The sequence below is a fragment of the Actinoplanes sp. CA-015351 genome, assembly GCF_050955685.1.
In the GTDB taxonomy this organism is placed as follows: Bacteria; Actinomycetota; Actinomycetes; order Mycobacteriales; family Micromonosporaceae; genus Actinoplanes.
Genome location: NZ_CP192102.1, coordinates 368,630 through 386,273, shown reverse-complemented (window position 1 = coordinate 386,273; position 17,644 = coordinate 368,630). Strand labels below are relative to the sequence as shown.

The window sequence follows — 17,644 nt, the reverse complement described above, 5'->3', positions numbered from 1 at the left end:
GGTCGTTCAACCTGCTGTTTCATCAGGAATCCGGCGTGCCATCCAATGAGATTCGCAATCCGATCGAAGTACCGATCGGGCCGGTGGCGGTCGTTACCTCGTCGCACAACTGGTGCGCCAGCCACAATCCGCGTCCCCCGACCTCGAACGCCTCAGGGGCCTGTGGATCGTCGAGGTAACCACCGGGGATGCCGGGACCCGAGTCGGTCACCATGCACCACACCGAGCCGCCCTCGGTGCGCAGCACCAGCCGGCCCTCGCCGCCCGCGTGCAGGACGACGTTGGTGATCACCTCGTTCACCGCGAGGATGTAACCGTGTCTGCGGTCGGCGTTCAGACCGAGTGGCGTGAGCCTGGCGGTCACCTCGTGCCGCAGAACCGTGATGTCTTCCTGCCCGAAAGCGCAATCAAGCAGCACCGGGGCGGCCGAAGGGCGAGCGGCATCAAGGCTCGGCTCCCTGCCCGGAGCCGAACGCACGCTCTGGCCGATCCTGTCCTCCACCGTCGCGTAGCCTACGCGCTGTGGCCGACTGGTGGCACGGGGCATAGGTGATCCCGCTCGGAAGTGGCGGAGATCCCGGCTGTTAGCGCCAACCGACATCGATCCGATCACCCCTCTCGTCGAAGAAGTGCAGGGCATCCATGCGGACGCCGATGGCCAGCGGGTGACCAGGGGCCACTGCCGGGTAAGGGGCGAGCCGAACGGAGAGCTCGGCGGGCTTGCGATGGTGCCGCCCCGGATCGTTGAGCACGCTCACCCGGCTGGTGGGCCGCTGTTCGACCTCCACGCTGCCAGGCTTGGTCAGACGCTGCAAGGCACCGCCCAGACGTTTCAGCGCGCCCTCGACGGGCGGCTCGGTGTGCACCGGGTTGCTCATCTCGTCGACCACGATCGCGGTCGCGCCGACGTCAAGGAACGCGAGCGACTCGTGCCCGTGGTGCTCCAGGTATCGGATCCGGCCCTGCAGCACGTGCCCCTGGGTATCCGGCGCGACAGGCGTCAGCGCTTCCGCCCGGATGCCCACCACGATCCGCTCACCGTGATAACGCATCACTGCCCGGGCACGCGGGTCGTTCCACGGCATGTAGAGGTTCTGTTCGCCGAAGTTCAGCACGATGTACTGGTCGAGGTGCACGTAGACGGACGCCTCGAGCAAATTCATCCGGGGCGAGCCGAGGAACGCCGCGACATAGAGGGTCGCTGGTCGGCGGTAGACCTCGGTCGGCGTACCGACGTCCTGAAGAACGCCCTTGCGCATGATCGCGACCCGGTCGGCCATGGTGAGCGCCTCGGCCTGGTCGTGCGTCACGTACATGGTGGTGACGCCCAGCTCGCGCGTCATGCTGGAGATCTCGGCACGCAGCTCGGCACGCAGCCCGCTGTCCAGGTTGGAGAGCGGCTCGTCCATCAGGAACAGGCCTGGCCGCCGCACGATCGCACGCCCCATCGCGACCCGCTGCCGCTGCCCGCCGGAGAGCTGGCTGGGCCGGCGCCCGAGCACTTCCCCTATTCCGAGCGCGCCGGCGATCGCGTCCACCCGCTCCTGCCGCGGCGATGGCTCGACGCCGGAGAGCTTCAGCGGGAAACCGATGTTCTCGCCCACGGTCATGTGCGGATAGAGCGCAAAGTCCTGAAACACCATCGCGATGCTGCGCTCGCGCGGCGGCAGGTCCAGCACCGCCTCACCGTTCAGCAGGATCTCCCCCTCGGAGGGATCCTCCAGCCCGGCGATCATCCGGAGCACTGTCGACTTCCCGCAGCCGGAGGGCCCGAGCAGGACCATGAACTCACCGTCTTTGACCTCGAGGTCGAGGTTGTCGACGGCATAGGTGCCATCCGGCCAGATCTTGGTGACGTCCTTGAGCGCGACGGTGGACACCGTCAACCTCCTGCGATCGTGTGATCCCGATCCCACGACGGTCGGCAATCGAGCACTAACTCTGCGAGTGGAGTCGATGCCCTGCCATCGGACGAAAGTGCCATTCGCAGATAGTGATCAATCGATTACGGAGATCTGAACGCGAGGAGATCAAGTGTGCACGTGCACACGACCCCGGCGGTGAGAAAAGACAATCCCTCCCCAGCCAGGCGTTCCACTCACCCTGCCTTTTTGGTACGCATAACCGCCAACCACCCGCCCCTTCCGCCCCTGACGCCCCTCCCCCCGGCGCCCCCACCGCCAGCCCCGGCATCCCCTCACCCCCACCCCCACACCGCCCACCGCGCAGAGCGGACGCCGCGCAGAGCCGCCACCACGCGGAGCCGCCACCACGCGGAGCCGCCACCACGCGGAGCCGCCACCACCAGGTGCGCTGATCGCCGGTTGGCCGCGGGTCCCAGGTCGCGGGTCGCAGGCCGCGAGTCGGAGGCCGCGAGTCGCAAGCCGGGGACCGGAGGGGCCGGGAGCCGGGGCCGCATCGCAGGGTGGATCAGGTCGCACATAACGCCACCGTGTTCCCTGGTCCACGCCCTGGCCGTGATGAAGCCACACAGACCGCTACCGTGCGACCCCACCCACGCCAGACCGACCTTCCGTGCGCTCCCACACCCACAGCCGGGCGGCCACGCGGGCGGGCCGCGCGGGCAGGCCAGGCGGGCAGGCCGGGCGGCCAGGCGGGCGGGCAGGGCGGCCAGGCGGGCGGGCAGGGAGGCCAGGCGGGCGGGCAGGGAGGCCAGGCGGGCGGGCAGGGAGGCCAGAGGGGCGGGTGGGGCGGCCAGGCGGGCGGGCGGGCGGGGCAACCGGCGGGCGCTGATCTTGTGAGTTTTGGGTTGGTCTGGCGGCGCAAGCTCACACCGTCGTCGACTCGCCGCGCCGACCACCAGAGGCACGGCTGCCGGCTGTGCGCTACGGCGACCGTAAGCGCCGGCCGGGTCCGTTAGAGGGCTTGCTCAGCTGGGGTGGCTTGCTCAGCTGGGGTGGCTGGCTCAGCTGGGGTGGCTGGCTCGCCAGTCGCGGATCGCTGTGGCGGCGAACGACCCGCCCACCAGGACCGCCAGTGCCGCTGTGCCGGCCGTGGCGAAGCCGAGCAGGGTCGCCGCTACCAAGAGCAGCGTTCGCCCGTCCCAGCCCAGGATCGCGCCGCCGGTGACGCTGGCCGGGGCACCCTTCTCCATCCGGGCAGTCAGGTCGTAATGCCGCAGCGCGAGCACGAACAGCAGCAGGAAGGTCACCGGCGGAGGCACCGAGCCGTAGATCCCCGCGGCGACCACGACCAGGTATTCGGCGGCACGCAGGGCCGACGGCACCAGCCAGTCCAGGGCACCGCCGTGACGGGAACGAGCGGGCAACCCGCAGAGCGCCACCGGAACAAGGACAAGGCCCAGCAGCCACGCCGAGTCCGTGCCCACGCCCCAACCCCACGCGGCTCCGAAGATCGCCACCGTCGCCAGCGCGTAAGCAGCGAACAGCGCCGCCAACGCGAGCGGGTGGCCGACACCGGACCGGCTCAGCACCGAGCGCACCAGCGGGCCGTCGTCGCGGTGGCGCATCGTGTCGACCGTGTTCAGCACCGACACACGCATCGAGAGCGCCCGCAGTGAGCGCAGCGCCAGCGTGTACGCCGCCGCCAGCAAACCGAAACCGACCACGGCGCCGAGCACGACCCGGCCGTTGAAGCACGCCGCGAGCACCGACATCAGCGCCCAGCGCTCGCCGATCGGGAACACGACGATCTTCTTGGCCCAGTAGATCAGGGAGCCACGCTGGCTCTGCGCCTTCACCGAGGCAGCCGTGAGCCGGGCGCCGACCCCAGCGGAGGCAGCGGCGGCGGCATGCTGGACCGGCCGGGCAGCGGCTTCGTCGTGCAGCGCGCCGTACCACGTGTCGGTCATGTGCCGGGCCGTCTGCAGGACGATCGCGGTGATCGCCAGCGGCCACGCGTACGGAAGACCGATCCGATCCGCCCCGGCCGCGAGGCCGGCGTAGACCGCGTATTCCTTGGCGCGGTCGGCCATCGTGTCGAGCCAGCCGCCGAAGGCGTCGAAGTTGCGGGTGTACCGAGCCAGCTGCCCGTCCACGCAGTCCAGCACGAAGCCGAGGTAGAGCAGGATCCCGCCGAGGATCATGAGCGGGCGGGACGCCTGCCAGAACGCGAGCGCGGCGGCGACGGCGAAGAGCACCGAGAGTCCGGTGACCGCGGTCGGGGTCAGGCGAAGCCGGGCTGCCGCTTTGGTGACGAGCGGCGACCAGCTGCTGACCGCGTACGTGGTGAAGAAGTCGTCCTGCTCTTTGACGGCGAGCCGCAGGCGAGCCGCGTCCTCGTCCACCGCGGCGACCGATTTGCGGGCGGCCGCGAGTTCGGCCGGGGTGTGCACCTGCTGGGCGCGCAGCGTGCGCGGGCGGGTGGCGATCGGGACCAGGCCGTCATCGAGCAGCGCGGCGAGCAGGTCGGGCTGGTCGGCGACCTTCTCCAGCAGCGGCAGGTCGGCCGGGGTGATGCACATCGCACCGAGGAATCGGGTGGTCCCGGAGCCGGGCATGGCAGGCACGATCCGGCCGCGGTCCTCCTTGAGGTCGCCGGTCGCGTCGGCCATCACCAGGACGCTGCTGCGGCCGGCCGGCTCGGTGGCGAGCGTCCACAGGAGGCTGGGGTGTGCGACCAGATTGTCCGGGCAGATCAGCAGCTGCTCGCCGTTGTCCCGCGCTTGGCGGACGACGTCGCCGAGGCGGACTGCGGGATCGGAGACGACCACCGACGCACCGGCCTTACGCAGCGCTTCCTCAAGCTCACCGGAAAGCTGGGCCGCGTCGGTCGGCGCAAGCGTGGTCCCGGCCGGGGAGTAGAGGAGGGCCAAGGTCACTTGTTCGTCTCCTCGTCACCGCGCGGGGGTTCACCCGGCCCGAAATCGGCTTCAGGTTAACAGCGGGCGTCACGCGGGTACGGGTCACCCTTACGGGAGCTGGACCACCGGTATCCCCCTGTAGACCGAGGGCCGCCGAAGCTTCCGTACTTACCGTCGAAGTGGCTGTGGCAGAACGTCACAGTCACGCAGAAGGAGTCGATGACCGTGTCTCGCGCCGTCAAGACCAGCACCCTGACCCGCCCTCGCCACAACCGCATGATCGCCGGCGTCTGCGCCGGCCTGGGCCAGCGTTTCGGCCTTGGAGCCGGCACCGTCCGCCTGCTTTTTGTGCTCTCCTGCCTGCTGCCCGGCCCGCAGTTCATCGCGTACCTGATCCTCTGGGCCGTGATGCCCAGCGAGTGACTCGCTGGACACCACACGGCTCAACGAGTGATCAAGGATTGGCGAACGTGACAGTCACGGTGGTGTAACCCAGCCGGGCGAAGAGACTCTCCAGCATCCGCTGGGTGTTCTCTTTCGCCCGCTGGTCCATCCCGCTGGATTTCGCGGCCTCGGTGATCCGCTCCTGAGCCAGCTGATAAACGCGCTGCTGCTTGCCGGGCTCGTCACCGAAGGCGTCACCGATCCGGTCGAGCAGGCCGCGCTCCTCGGCGACGACATAACTTTTCGCCATGTCGAGCGCGGCTGTCGACTGCTCGGGCGCCGGCAGGGTCAGCTCGATCGACTTGTTCGCCTCGTCGATTTTCAGAGCGTCGCCGGCGAGCGCGCCGAAGTCCACGTACGCCTCGACTGTCCCCGACCCGACGAACAAAGTCCGCCGGTTGACCAGGAAGTCCGGCACGTTCTCCTTGTTCTCCTGGAGGTCGACGATGACCTGGAACGTGCCGTCGGCAGCCACATAGCGGTTGAGGTCCCGCATGGACTGGAGCAGCACGGGCTGGCTGCGGTCGACGGTCTGATCGGAGAACGGGTTGTCGAAGGTGGGCAGCACGTTGATCGCGCGCAGGCCGAAACAGCCGGCGACCATCAGCGCGAAGACGAATCCCGTGAAGATCAGCAGCCGCGCGAAACCGCTTTTGCGCTGCTGCGGAGTAACCGGCGCGTCCTCATCGGGCACGGCCGGGTACTCCCTGGTCGGTTCGTCGACATCCGGTGAGTTGGCCATGACTCAACGGTACGGAGGGGGTACGACAATCCGCATCCGGAGGGAGCGGAATCAGCTGCTAACCCTCGATCACGAGCACCCGGGCATGAATCTGGTTCCGCTGCTGCAGGGCCGCGCGCAGCGCCCGGTGCAGGCCGTCCTCCAGATAGAGCGCGCCGTGCCACTCCACCACGTGCGGGAAGAGGTCGCCGTAGAACGTGGAGTCCTCGGCGAGAAGCTTGTCGAGCGCGAGCTCCCGTTTCGTGGTGATCAGCTCAGCGAGCCGGATCGGCCGTGGCGGAATTTCCGCCCAAGCCTTCAGCGTCGTGTGGTGATCGGGGTACGGGGCTCCGTCCCGGACCGCTTTGAAGATCACGGCGGCTGCCCCTTTCCGTCATGTCGTTCCACCGCGTGCCAGCCTAGCCGCGCGAGTTTCATACCTCGCCGGCCGAAGCCCACCGGCCATGATGCACCACGTCGGCCACCGGGCGGTGACCGCGCTTGAGTGACGGAGACCTCTTGTCGTCACCGCGGTACCCGACCGTGAGCGCCCCGACCGGGGTGAACTCGGCGGGGACCCCGAACGACGCCTTGAACGACTCCACTTTCTCCGCCGGCAGACCGATGAAACACGATCCGAGGCCCTCGTTCACGGCGGTCAGATGCATGAGCAGAGCCGCGAACCCGGTGTCGATGTCCCAGTACGGCACCGGCCAGTGCTTCTCATCCCGATCGGTCCAGCCCTTGTCGGATTCCGCGTATCTCTCGATATATGCGGACTTGTTGGACAAGGCGACAACGATCAGCGGCGCTGTCGACATCCGATCGAGCCAGCCGTTCGACCCGGACGACGAAGCCGAGGAAGACGACGACGCCAACGACGACCAGAACAGCGATCGATCTGCCGGATCGGTCAGGACCAGAAAGCTCCAGCCCTGCGAAAACCCCGCCGACGGCGCTCGCAACCCATGCCGGACGATCTTGTCGACCAGCTCTGCCGGCACCGGCCGATCGGGGTCGTAACCCCGGACCATCCGGCGCCGCCGGATCACCTCGTCGAACTCCATCAGGCCCGGATGCCCCACGACGTGGTCCAGGTCTGGCCCGGCTCCAGCACGACCAGGTCCCGGCCGGTACGGAAAGCATCAGGCGGGCACGTCATCGGCTCGACCGCGACGGACCGCCGGTGCCGCTCACCGTGCAGCGTGTCACCGGTGAAGACCTGCCAGTAGTTGAACTTCTCGTCGGCCCAGACAACGATCGAGGAGTCGGCGGAGGTCAGAGTCACCGCGGTGATCCCGTCCGCGTCGAACTCGATGTCACCGAACGTGGTGTCCAGAACCTGAGCGCCGATCCGCCGGGGTTCGGCGAAGTCGAATTCGCTGCCGGCCACCTTGACCGCGCCGAGCGGCAGCAGCCGGTTGTCCGCGAGGATCCGGGACTTGGCCGGCACCTGCAGCACGGTCTCGTCGACGCTCACACCGGCGAGACGAAGGTACGGGTGGACCGAGTAACCCCAGGGCGCGTTCGCCTCGGCGGTGTTCACCACGTCCTGCACGCAGCGCAGACCGTCGGCCGAGACTGACCAGTGGGTACGCAGCGTCAGCGACCACGGGTAACCGACCTGGGCAGGCAGGTCGTACTCCAGCGTCACCGCGCCGGCGGACTGCTCGGCGAGCCGCCACCGGGACCAGTTGACCAGGCCGTGGATGGCGTTACGCCGGGCCGGCTCGGTGAGCGCCAGCTGGTACGACTGACCCTCGAACTCGTACTTCCCGTCCCGGATCCGGTTCGGCCACGGCGCGAGGATCTGGCCCGCGGAGCCCGGCGCGATCTCGTCGGTCCCGAAGCCGTCGAGCAGCTCGACGCCGTTGACCGAGTACGAGCGGAGCGTGCCGCCGACCTCAGTCAGGACGGCACGGTGCCCGTCCGCCTCGATGGACCACTGGATCCCGGACTTCGCGGGTGCCTCTGCGCTCATACCGCGACACTATCGGTCGTCGGAGTCGGTCTGGGCGGGCCGGTATCGGATCAGCGCCGGAGACACCGCCGCCAGCACCACGGCCAGCCCGGCGGCCACGAAACCACCACCCGCCCAGGACGTGGTCACGCTGGTCAGGTCGGCTGTGGCGCCGGCTCGCAGGTCACCGAGCCGAGGACCACCGGCAACGACGACGGTGAATACGCCTTGAAGCCTGCCGCGCAGCCGGTCCGGTGCGAACGTCTGCATGATCGATTGCCGGTAGACCGCGCTGACCAGGTCGGCCGCTCCGGCCACGGCGAGCAGCAGCACCATCAGCCACAGCTGTTTCGCCAGCCCGGACAGGCCGATCGCCACACCCCATCCGACGACTGCGACAACAAGTGCCAGCCCCTGTCGGCGTACCCGGCTGATCCAGCCCGAGGTGAGGCCGCCGAGCAGCGAACCGATCGCGATGGCGCTGTAGAGCCAGCCGATCGCCGAGCCGCCGCCGAACTGGTTCTCGGCCACCGCAGGGAAGAGCGCCCGGGGCATCGCGAAGATCATCGCGATCAGGTCGACAGCGAAGGACAGCAGCAGCACCGGCTGAGTGACCAGGAACTTCAGCCCGACCAAGATGCCGCGCAGACCGGCCGACGGCTTCTCCTCGCCCTCCTCACGCTCGACCGGCGGGATCGGCGGCAGACGCCAGGTGGCCCAGAAGGTGATCGTGAAGAGCAGGGCGTCGACCGCGTACGCCACCTCCACGCCGGCCCCGGTCGACCAGATCCCCATGATCAGGCCGGCCGCGAGCGGTCCGAGCACACCGCCGGCCGTCGTCGTCGTGTAGTTCAGCGTGTTGGCGGCCGGCACCAGGTTCGCCGGCACGATCCGGGGCACGATCGCGTTCCGCGCCGGCGAGCTGATCGCGAACCCGGCCGACTGCACGGCGGTCAGCAACAGCAGCAGATGGCCGCTGCGCACCCCGAGAACGGCCTGCGCCAGCAAGCCGAGCGTGGTCACCCAGGTCAGCAGCGAACTGAGCAGCAACAACCGCCGCCGATCCACCACGTCGGCGACGGCACCACCCCACAGACCGAAGACCAGCAAGGGTACGAGTCCGGCCACACCCAGCAGGCCGACCCAGGTCGTGGAATGCGTGATCGCCCACATCTGGACCGGCACGGCCACCGCGGTGAACTGGAACCCGAAGAACGAGGCCCCGTTCCCCATCCACATCCGCCGGTACGCGACCACCCGCAGCGGCCGCGTGTCGATCATCCAAGATTTCGGCTTCTTCGCGGTTTCCTGGCTCACGGCGCCAGCCGCTCGACGATCCAGGTGGTTTCCGACCGGCGGAACCGCAGCCGATCGTGCAGCCGGCTGCTCCGGCCCTGCCAGAACTCCACGGTCACCGGAATCACCCGGAACCCACCCCAGTGCGGTGGCGCCGGAACCGGCCCGTCACCGAACCTCTCGACCGCCGCCGCCAGCCCCGCCTCCACCGCTTCCGGTCCGTCCAGCACCCGCGACTGCGGGCTTGCCCAGGCACCGAGCTGCGACCCGCGCGGCCGCGACCCGAAGTACTCCTCGGTCTCCGCGCGCGTCACCCGCTCCACCGCGCCCGCCACGATCACCTGCCGCTGCATGCCGAACCAGGGAAAAACCAGGCTTGCGTACGCGTTGACGGCCAGCTCGCCGCCCTTACGACTCGCGTAGTTCGTGAAGAAGACGAACCCCGCCTCGTCGTACCCCTTGAGGAGGACTGTTCGCGCCGACGGGCGACCCGCCGCGTCGGCTGTTGCGACGATCATCGCGTTCGGCTCGGTCAGCCCGAAGGCCGTGGCGTCAGCGAACCACGCGGCGAACTGGCTGGTCCAGTCCGCGGCGATGCTGTCCTCCAGCAGGGGCGGCCACTCGGTGTAGTCCCTGCGCATACCGGCCGGTGACGGCGCTTCCTCGGCCACGTGCGCTCCGTTCACTGCTGATTCGAAACTGAGGTGTCCCCCAGGACGCAAACGACGGTAAGTCTCCCGCCGCAAAACGTCAGGTGATCCAGGATGGGTGTCATCGAGAGCACAACCGCGACTCCTCGACCGTGCGGTTACCCGGCGGGCAAGATGAATCACCCACCGCAAACTCGCTCCACCGTCCTGTTCCCCAGGGAGTGCCGTGTCCGACTTCAAGCCGGGACTCGAGGGCGTCATCGCGTTCGAGACCGAGATCGCCGAGCCCGACCCGTCCGGGGCCGCGCTGCGGTACCGCGGCGTCGACATCGAGGATCTGATCGGCCAGGTCTCCTTCGGCAACGTCTGGGGCCTGCTGGTTGACGGGAAATTCGGTCCCGGGCTGCCACCGGCCGAGCCGTTCCCGGTGCCGGTGCACTCCGGTGACATCAGGGTCGACGTGCAGTCGGCCGTCGCGATGCTGGCGCCGTACTGGGGTTTGTCGCAGCTCTTCGACATCACCGACGAGCAGACCCGCTCCGACCTGGCCCGGGTGTCGGTGACCGCGCTCTCCTTCGTCGCCCAGGCGGCGCGTGGGCTGGGCCTGCCGGCCGTGCCGCAGAAGGACATCGACAAGGCCGAGACCATCGTCGAGCGGTTCATGCGCCGCTGGCGTGGCGAGCCGGACCCGCGGCACATCAAGGCCGTCGACGCATACTTCATCGCGGCTGCCGAGCACGGGCTGAACGCGTCCACCTTCACGGCCCGGATCGTCGCTTCCACCGGCGCGGACGCGGCCGCCTGCATCTCCTCCGGGATCGGCGCGCTCTCCGGACCACTGCACGGCGGTGCGCCCACTCGCGTACTCCAGATGCTCGAACGGGTGGAGCGCAGCGGCGACGCGGACGCGTACGTGAAAGAGGTTTTGGATCGGGGTGAGCGCCTGATGGGTTTCGGACATCGGGCTTATCGCGCCGAGGACCCGCGGGCCCGGGTGCTGCGCCGGATCGCGAAGGATCTGAAAGCACCCCGGTTCGAGGTGGCCGAGAAGCTCGAAGCGGCCGCGCTCGCCGAGCTGCACGAGCGCCGGCCCGAGCAGCACCTGCACACGAACGTGGAGTTCTGGTCGGCCGTGGTGCTCGACCTCGCCGAGGTGCCCTCGCACATGTTCACCTCGATGTTCACCTGCGCCCGGGTGGCCGGGTGGAGCGCGCACATCCTGGAGCAGAAACGCCTGAGCCGGATCCTGCGGCCCGGCCTGGGCTACATCGGTCCCGAGCCGCGCAAGCCGCAGGAGGTCGAGGGCTGGAGTCAGCTCACGCATAATGTATGACCGTGGCAGCGCCACCCCGCAGCGGAAACAGAGGCTAAACCGTGTTTGACATCCGGATCCCAGACGAGATCAAACCTGTCGACGGCCGTTTCGGCTCCGGGCCGAGCAAGGTCCGGCCGGAAGGTGTCGAGGCGCTCTCCGCGGTGTCGCGCACGTTCATGGGTACGTCACACCGGCAGAAAACGGTGAAGGACCAGGTCGCGCGCCTGCGTCGCGGTCTCGCCGACTTCTTCTCCATCCCCGACGGGTACGAGGTGATCCTCGCCAACGGCGGCACCAGCGCGTTCTGGGAAGTCGCCACGTTCGGCCTGGTCAAGGAGAAGGCGCAGTTCGCCGAGTTCGGCGAGTTCGGCGCCAAGTTCGTCCAGGCCGTGACGGACGCGCCGTTCCTGGCCGAGCCGACAGTGCACCGCGCCCCCGCCGGGCAGGCCGCGTACCTGAGCGCCGAAGCCGGCGTCGACGTCTACGCGACAGTGCAGAACGAGACCTCCACCGGCGTGGCCGTCCCGGTACGCCGGGTGGCCGGCGCCGACCCGGGCGCGCTGCTGCTCACCGACGCCACGTCCGGCGGCGGCAGCCTCGACGTCGACGTCAGCGAGACCGACGTCTACTACCTGGCGCCGCAGAAGGCGCTCGGCTCGGACGGCGGCATCTGGCTGGCCCTGATGTCACCGGCCGCGATCGAGCGGGCGTTCGAGGTGAAGGCGACCGGGCGGTACATCCCCCAGTTCCTCGACCTGGTCACCGCGATCGAGCAGTCCCGGCTGGAGCAGACGTACAACACGCCGGCGCTGGCCACCGTCTTCCTCGCCGCCGAGCAGGTGGACTGGATGAACGCGCAGGGCGGCCTCTCCTGGGCGGCCGGGCGCAGCGCCGAGAGCGCGGCCGCGATCTACGGCTGGGCGGAGAAGTCCGCTTTTGCCCAGCCCTTCGTCACCGACCCGGCCCTGCGGTCGTCGGCCGTCGCGACGATCGACTTCGCCGAGGGCGTCGACGCCGCGGTGATCGCCAAGGTCCTGCGGGCGAACGGCGTGGTGGACACCGAGCCGTACCGCAAACTCGGCCGCAACCAGCTGCGCGTCGCCCTGTACCCGACCGTGGACCCGTCCGATGTAACGGCACTCACCGAGTGCGTCGACTACATCGTCGAGCGCATCGGCCGTTAGCCCGTACCAATGAATTGGCCCTTGGGTTTAAATGGCTTGGGGTCATGGATAAGTTGAAGATCATCTCCCCTGGTCAGCCAGTTTGACGGCGTGGCTTACCCCCATAGGGTGACCAAGGCGCGTACCGTGTTCCGAAACGCGCCCGGGTGGCTGACTCTCGGGATGTCCAGGCCAACGCGACGAGACGGAGGCAACGCATGCGGCCCGTACGCTTCGTCGCCCTCTCCGAGGACGGTCAGGCCCTGGTGCTCGCCGATGAAGTCGGCCGGCTCCTGGCCCTCCCCATCGACGACCGGGTGAGTGGGGTGCTGACCGACGGCGGCCAGCCCTCCGGCACCGGGACGGCGGTGGCGGTTCTGTCGCCGGAGATGATTCCTTCCCTGTCACCGCGAGACATTCAGTCGCGCATCCGTTCCGGCGAGTCCGCCGAGGACGTCGCGCGCATCGCCGGGGTGCCGGTCGACCGCGTGCTCCGCTACGCCGGTCCGGTGCTCCAGGAGCGGGCCATGCTGGCCCAGCACGCCCGTCGCACCCGGTTGAAGACTTCGGACACCGGTCAGCCGCTCGCCGAGGTGGTCGACAGCCGCCTCTCGCAGCACGGCATCGACACCGAGAAAATCTCCTGGGACGCGTTCCGCAAGGACGACGGCACCTGGCGGATCGTTGCCACCTGGCCGTCCGGCAAGGCCACTGCTCAGGCCATCTGGGACATGGACAAGGGTCGTCAGGTGGTCTCGCCACACGACGACATGGCGCAATACCTCTGCGCCGAGCGGCCCACCCAGATCCTCGGCCAGGACCCGGTCCCGGAGCGCGGCGGCCACGGCCTGCCCGGCCCGGCCCGCAGCCCCGAGCCCATCCGCGGCGGCCACGGCCTGCCCGCGGCTTCGGAAAACGCGTCGCCCCGCTCCAACCGCGACCCGATCCGAGCCGGACGCGACGCCCTGCTCGCCTCCCTCGACCGGCCGCTCGAGACCAGCTCCGGCCGAGGCCTCGAGCCGGTCTCACCCGCCTCCCGGCGCCCGGTCGCCGGCGGCGCCGCCGCCCTGCTGGGTGGTGGCGCGGGTTCCGCGTTCGACGACGACGCCGACCTGCCGAAAGAGGTCCCGGCGGTCCCGTCGCTCGCGGTCCTGCGCCCGCGTCGTACGGTCGGCCAGGGCGCTTCGCAGACAAACAACTCGGAAACCGAGGAGAACAGCAAGCCGCGCAAGCGTCTGCCCAGCTGGGACGACGTGTTGTTCGGCGGCGGCCCGGCCGCCCGAGAGTCCTCCTAACCAGGGCCAGCAACGCCATCCCGCCGGCCCCAAAGCCCGGCGGGATCAGGCAGCCCCGGCGGGATCAGGCCGCCCGGCGAAATCCGGCGCCCGGCCGCCCGACGTTGTGCCCCGCCGATCCGGCAGTGCGGCGTTGAGCCCGGGCGAGCGCCGGCCGCCCGGCGTTGAGCCCTGGCCAGCGCCGGCCGCCCGGCGTTGAGCCCTGTCCAGCGCCGGCCGCCCGGCGTTGAGCCCTGTCCAGCGCCGGCCGCCCGGCGTTGAGCCCGGGGCATATCCGGCAGTCCGGATAAGTCGCCGCATGTGAGTGAAGCCCGACCGACCCGAGTTGAGCGCCCCGAAGACCGCCCGAAGACGCTGAGCAGGCTCCGAGATCCCGTCCGGCTGGGCGGCGCCGGTCGCTACCGGATCTTGGAAACTTCTGGCTGCGACTATTACGCGCTGTCACGGCGAGGCGCGACGGTCGCACATGTGTGGAGCATTGTGGTGCCTCCAGGCTCCGCCAGTTACCAAGATCGGCCGTAACGCCTGCGAACACGACACGCAGAGCTACCAAAGCAGGTCGCCGACACCGCGAACAGCCGCTCCGCGACGGCGCAGCTCGTGCCAGATCTTGCGGGCCCCGTAGACGCCGTAGTTCTCCGCGTGGATCTGCTCGATCACCGCGGTCAGTTCCTCGTCACGCCGGGAACGGGCCGAGGCGGGGCGGGACTTGGCGGCGTAGTAGGTCGACGATGCGATCTGTGCCGGCGTGTCTTCGAGCGCCTGCAGGACCGGCTGGACACCGTGTTCCTCGTGCTGGGAGTCGACGAAGGCGACCTTCATCGCGACGGACGGTCCAGCTCCGCCGCGAAGAAAGACGCCGCGGACTTCAAGATCTGATTCGCCCGCCGCAACTCACGATTCTCCCGTTCCAGCACCGCGAGGCGTTCCGCGTCGCTGGACGTCGTGCCCGACCGCACGCCGGCATCGGTCTCGGCCTGCCGCACCCACACCCGCAACGCCTCCGGATGAACACCGAGCTGGCCGGCGATCCGCCGAATCGCCCCGACGCTGGATGCCGGGTCTCGGCGGGCCTCGATCGCCAACCGGGTCGCACGCTCACGCAGCTCATCGGGGTACTTCTTCGGTGCCACCATAGCGAGATTCTCTCCCAGGTTTGGATGTCTCCATCAAACCCGGGGCGGGACAACGTGTCGATTTAGGGCGCGATACGAACCTGAAGTCGACACAAGCAGCCATTCCACAGCGTGCGTGTCGACATTGGGTGCGGATCGAACCCCAAATCAACACGCAACGGCGCTCCGGGGCAGCGGGGCTGATCCGCGCGTTGACTTTGGGTGCTGGACGAGCTGGACATCGACACGAGCGGTCGGCTCTGGTGTGTGTGTTGATTTGAGGGGCGGAGCGCACCCAAAGTCAACACGCACGAGGGGGTGGGTTGAGTGCCCCTCGAGGCGGCACGCTCTGGACGTGGGTGGGGTCAGTCGTGGCGGTGGTTGAGGGCCAGGCCGGCTGCGTGTAGCTGGCACTCGAGTCGCATGCGTTCGAGTTCGCGGTCCACGCCCTCCAGCGGCTGCAGGTGCTCGGGCACCCCCAAGCGGCGGCATGCCAGCTGGAGCCGAGCGTCATAAGCACGCAGCACAGCGGCCATCCACACCTCTGAACAGCGCGTCGGGCCGCTGCGGCGTTGTCTGTCGAGGCGGCGTAGGTCGTACGCAAGCTGCTCTATGGAAGGAACACCGAGAGGGGTGACCGGATCGCGGAGTTTGAGGTTTTGGTCCAGGTTGCGCAGGGAGCGCAGCTCCCGGCGGCCGGTGCGGGTCAGCAGGCGGCGCACCCGGCGCGTGCCCGGGTCGAGGACGGCGGCGGCGCACGGCAGCATCAGCAACGCCGAGAGCGCCGCCGAGAGCACAGCAATGTGCACAGTCGCCACGATTCGACGCTAGGCGCTGACGGTGCGGGCCGGAATACCCGTTTGGTGGAGCGGAACTGCCAAAGTCGCAGCGCTGCACAAGCACGCAAAAGCTATAAAAAACGCTAAAAGCGCGAAGGCCTCAGACGCGGGCTACCGGAATGGCCGGAGTGCTCGGCTCGGCATGGCCTCGTACCCCCTCGTGCGGACGAGCCTCGGCCCCGCCTCCGTCATGCAAGCCCTCGGAAGCCGATGCCTCCAGCGACGACTCCGACTGCACCAGCCGCACCCGCCGGCCCTGGAACTCCAACCGGTCGCCGCTGGCCCGCAGTTGCCACACCAGTGCGCCCGCGGCCGCCACAAAGCTCACGAGACCAGCGGCCCAGATGCTCGACGGCACCCCGAACCTCTCGCCCCACCAGCCCGACAACGTGGCCCCGATGGGCGTAGTTCCCAGGAAGACCAGCACATAGAGGGCCATGACCCGCCCCCGATATTCCGGATCCACCCCCATCTGCACCCGGTGATTCGCCCCTTGCGCCAGATAAATCGAGAAAAAGCCGGTGGGGATCAGCAAAAGCGCGGCCGTCACGAAATTAGGGGAAAATCCTACGAAGAACTCGAAAACTCCGAACAGCAAGGCTGCCCCGATGACCCGGTAGACCCCAGGCCGAGCCCGCCGCCGAGTCCCCGCCAACGCCCCACCGAGCGACCCGATGGCCAAACAAGTGGTCAACAGCCCGAACGTCGACGGACCGGCGTTGAAGTCAATTTTCGCGAGAGCCGCCAGCGTGACCGGGAAATTGAAGCCGATCATCCCAATGACAGCCATCATCCCGATGGGAAGCAGCAGATCGTGCCGCTTGCCCACGTAACGCAGTCCATCGATGACCCGGGCCGGCGCGCCCTCTTTCCGCGGCGACCGGTAAAGGTCGGCGGGCCGCATCCGGATGTAGGTGAAGACCGGTGCGATCGCCAGAACCGTCGAGATCAGGAAGACCCCGGGCGTGGACAGCACCGCGAGCAGAACCCCGGCGAGAGCGGGACCGCTGATCCGCGCCATGTTGAACGTGGCGGCCGACAACGCGAGCGCGTTCGGCAGGAGCCGGAGCTCGACCAGTTCCGAGACGAAGGACTGCCGGACAGGCGTCTCGACAGCGTTCGCGATACCCAGGAGCAGCGCGAACACGTACACGTGCCAGAGTTCGACCACCCCGGTGGTGACCAGCACCGCGAAGGCGACAGCGAAGAACGCGAACGCGGCGTTCGCCGCAACGAGCAGCTTGCGCTTGTCGTAACGGTCAGCCAGGCGGCCGCTCACCAGGGTCAAAAGCATCACGGGTACGAATTGAAGGGCCGTCACCATCCCCAAAGCGCTCGGGGAGTTGTCGGAGAGTTCCAGCACCAGCCAGTCCTGGGCTGTGAACATCATCCAGACGCCGATCAGCTTCACCAGTTGACCGCCGGCGAAGAGGCGGTAGTTCGGGACCTGCAAGGACCGGAATATGGCGCTCAAAGGGCCCCCTGAGTTCGGTCGTACGCGTCATCGTCGTGTGACGAAGCGGAACGACAAGAACAGAAGTCAGCCCCGGGCGACGCGCTGGAGAATCTCCGCCGCGTTTGCCAAGGTTTCCCGTTCTTCCGGGCTCAAACGGTCCAGAGCCTGTGCCAGCCATTCGTTGCGCGCCTGCTCGTACTGCGCGTACACCGCTTTGCCCTGCTCGGTGGCGGCCAGGATGACCTGACGCCCGTCGGTGGGGTGTGGCGTACGCGCAACAAGCCCACGGTCCTCCAGCTTCCCGACGATCTTGGTCATCGTCGGTGGCTGGACCCGTTCCACATCGGCGAGCTCACGGGGAGTCAGCGCGCCGGCCAGCTGGAGGCTGGTCAACGCGGAGAGCTGACTGAACGTGAGGTCACCGACCGGCCGGGCCTGTCGGACTCGGCGGCCAAGCCGGGTGATCGCGTCCCGCAGCGTTTTCGCCAGCGGTTCCGCTGTCGCGCGCTCCGTCGTCATCACCCGCTCCATCACAATACTTAGCCTAGCTAATGAGCATGGCTAACGACATCAGTTGACAGGTATGACCACTGTCACCGGCACGCTA

At 68.6% G+C, this 17,644-nt stretch carries 18 protein-coding genes; 4 read left to right on the top strand and 14 right to left on the bottom strand.

The window, feature by feature from the left end; all coding sequences use genetic code 11:
• Nucleotides 1-22 precede the first annotated feature (22 nt).
• The 3 genes from ACQP2E_RS01725 to ACQP2E_RS01715 all read right to left on the bottom strand — a co-directional run bounded on the left by ACQP2E_RS01725 (nucleotide 23) and on the right by ACQP2E_RS01715 (nucleotide 4,801).
• Nucleotides 23-502 carry an ATP-binding protein gene (locus ACQP2E_RS01725; protein ID WP_433828133.1) on the bottom strand — a complete coding sequence of 160 codons (480 nt, stop codon included), beginning with the start codon at nucleotides 500-502 and terminating at the stop codon, nucleotides 23-25.
• Nucleotides 503-584: 82 nt separating this feature from the next.
• Nucleotides 585-1,880 (bottom strand): ABC transporter ATP-binding protein, encoded by a 1,296-nt coding sequence (locus tag ACQP2E_RS01720; protein ID WP_433828132.1) that lies wholly within the window; start codon nucleotides 1,878-1,880, stop codon nucleotides 585-587.
• A gap of 1,046 nt (nucleotides 1,881-2,926) precedes the next feature.
• Entirely contained in the window at nucleotides 2,927-4,801 is a 1,875-nt protein-coding gene (locus tag ACQP2E_RS01715; protein WP_433828131.1) for a DUF5941 domain-containing protein, read from the bottom strand.
• Between the two features lie 201 nt (nucleotides 4,802-5,002).
• Between ACQP2E_RS01715 and ACQP2E_RS01710 the strand changes: the two genes are divergently transcribed.
• The gene (locus ACQP2E_RS01710) at nucleotides 5,003-5,206 is read left to right on the top strand and encodes a PspC domain-containing protein (RefSeq protein ID WP_433828130.1); all 204 of its coding nucleotides are present in this window, start codon (nucleotides 5,003-5,005) and stop codon (nucleotides 5,204-5,206) included.
• A 31-nt stretch (nucleotides 5,207-5,237) separates the two neighbouring features.
• Here ACQP2E_RS01710 and ACQP2E_RS01705 read toward each other — a convergent pair whose 3' ends face one another.
• From ACQP2E_RS01705 to pdxH, 6 genes are read right to left on the bottom strand one after another with little or no spacing between them, the layout of a single operon-like run.
• Complete coding sequence (locus ACQP2E_RS01705; protein WP_433828129.1) at nucleotides 5,238-5,969, bottom strand: DUF4230 domain-containing protein; 732 nt, start codon at nucleotides 5,967-5,969, stop codon at nucleotides 5,238-5,240.
• A 58-nt stretch (nucleotides 5,970-6,027) separates the two neighbouring features.
• The gene (locus ACQP2E_RS01700; protein ID WP_433828128.1) at nucleotides 6,028-6,324 is read right to left on the bottom strand and encodes a type II toxin-antitoxin system VapB family antitoxin; all 297 of its coding nucleotides are present in this window, start codon (nucleotides 6,322-6,324) and stop codon (nucleotides 6,028-6,030) included.
• A 58-nt stretch (nucleotides 6,325-6,382) separates the two neighbouring features.
• Nucleotides 6,383-7,015 (bottom strand): nitroreductase family protein, encoded by a 633-nt coding sequence (locus ACQP2E_RS01695; protein ID WP_433833726.1) that lies wholly within the window; start codon nucleotides 7,013-7,015, stop codon nucleotides 6,383-6,385.
• Nucleotides 7,015-7,929: an aldose 1-epimerase family protein gene (locus ACQP2E_RS01690; RefSeq protein WP_433828127.1), complete on the bottom strand. Its 915-nt coding sequence runs from the start codon at nucleotides 7,927-7,929 to the stop codon at nucleotides 7,015-7,017. Before ACQP2E_RS01690 ends, ACQP2E_RS01695 begins: the two co-directional genes overlap by 1 nt.
• Before the next feature lie 9 nt (nucleotides 7,930-7,938).
• Nucleotides 7,939-9,189: an MFS transporter gene (locus ACQP2E_RS01685; protein ID WP_433828126.1), complete on the bottom strand. Its 1,251-nt coding sequence runs from the start codon at nucleotides 9,187-9,189 to the stop codon at nucleotides 7,939-7,941.
• A gap of 32 nt (nucleotides 9,190-9,221) precedes the next feature.
• Nucleotides 9,222-9,845 (bottom strand): pyridoxamine 5'-phosphate oxidase, encoded by a 624-nt coding sequence (gene pdxH / locus ACQP2E_RS01680; RefSeq protein ID WP_433833724.1) that lies wholly within the window; start codon nucleotides 9,843-9,845, stop codon nucleotides 9,222-9,224.
• A 235-nt stretch (nucleotides 9,846-10,080) separates the two neighbouring features.
• Between pdxH and ACQP2E_RS01675 the strand changes: the two genes are divergently transcribed.
• From ACQP2E_RS01675 to sepH, 3 genes are all read left to right on the top strand, one after another.
• The gene (locus tag ACQP2E_RS01675) at nucleotides 10,081-11,187 is read left to right on the top strand and encodes a citrate synthase 2 (RefSeq protein ID WP_433828125.1); all 1,107 of its coding nucleotides are present in this window, start codon (nucleotides 10,081-10,083) and stop codon (nucleotides 11,185-11,187) included.
• Nucleotides 11,188-11,228: 41 nt separating this feature from the next.
• On the top strand, nucleotides 11,229-12,353 hold the full coding sequence (serC, locus tag ACQP2E_RS01670) for a phosphoserine transaminase (protein ID WP_433828124.1): 1,125 nt from the start codon (nucleotides 11,229-11,231) through the stop codon (nucleotides 12,351-12,353).
• 197 nt (nucleotides 12,354-12,550) lie between these two features.
• Nucleotides 12,551-13,627, top strand: coding sequence for a septation protein SepH (gene sepH, locus ACQP2E_RS01665; protein ID WP_433828123.1), 1,077 nt, complete (start codon nucleotides 12,551-12,553; stop codon nucleotides 13,625-13,627).
• A gap of 546 nt (nucleotides 13,628-14,173) precedes the next feature.
• Here the strand turns inward: sepH and ACQP2E_RS01660 are convergent.
• From ACQP2E_RS01660 to ACQP2E_RS01640, 5 genes are all read right to left on the bottom strand, one after another.
• The gene (locus tag ACQP2E_RS01660; RefSeq protein WP_433828122.1) at nucleotides 14,174-14,449 is read right to left on the bottom strand and encodes an IS3 family transposase; all 276 of its coding nucleotides are present in this window, start codon (nucleotides 14,447-14,449) and stop codon (nucleotides 14,174-14,176) included.
• On the bottom strand, nucleotides 14,446-14,763 hold the full coding sequence (locus ACQP2E_RS01655) for a transposase (protein WP_433828121.1): 318 nt from the start codon (nucleotides 14,761-14,763) through the stop codon (nucleotides 14,446-14,448). Before ACQP2E_RS01655 ends, ACQP2E_RS01660 begins: the two co-directional genes overlap by 4 nt.
• 344 nt (nucleotides 14,764-15,107) lie before the next feature.
• On the bottom strand, nucleotides 15,108-15,560 hold the full coding sequence (locus ACQP2E_RS01650; protein ID WP_433828120.1) for a hypothetical protein: 453 nt from the start codon (nucleotides 15,558-15,560) through the stop codon (nucleotides 15,108-15,110).
• Between the two features lie 121 nt (nucleotides 15,561-15,681).
• A complete protein-coding gene (locus ACQP2E_RS01645) occupies nucleotides 15,682-17,055 on the bottom strand; it encodes an MFS transporter (protein WP_433828119.1) in 1,374 nt (457 codons plus the stop codon).
• Between the two features lie 66 nt (nucleotides 17,056-17,121).
• The gene (locus ACQP2E_RS01640; protein ID WP_433828118.1) at nucleotides 17,122-17,556 is read right to left on the bottom strand and encodes a MarR family winged helix-turn-helix transcriptional regulator; all 435 of its coding nucleotides are present in this window, start codon (nucleotides 17,554-17,556) and stop codon (nucleotides 17,122-17,124) included.
• Nucleotides 17,557-17,644 lie beyond the last annotated feature (88 nt).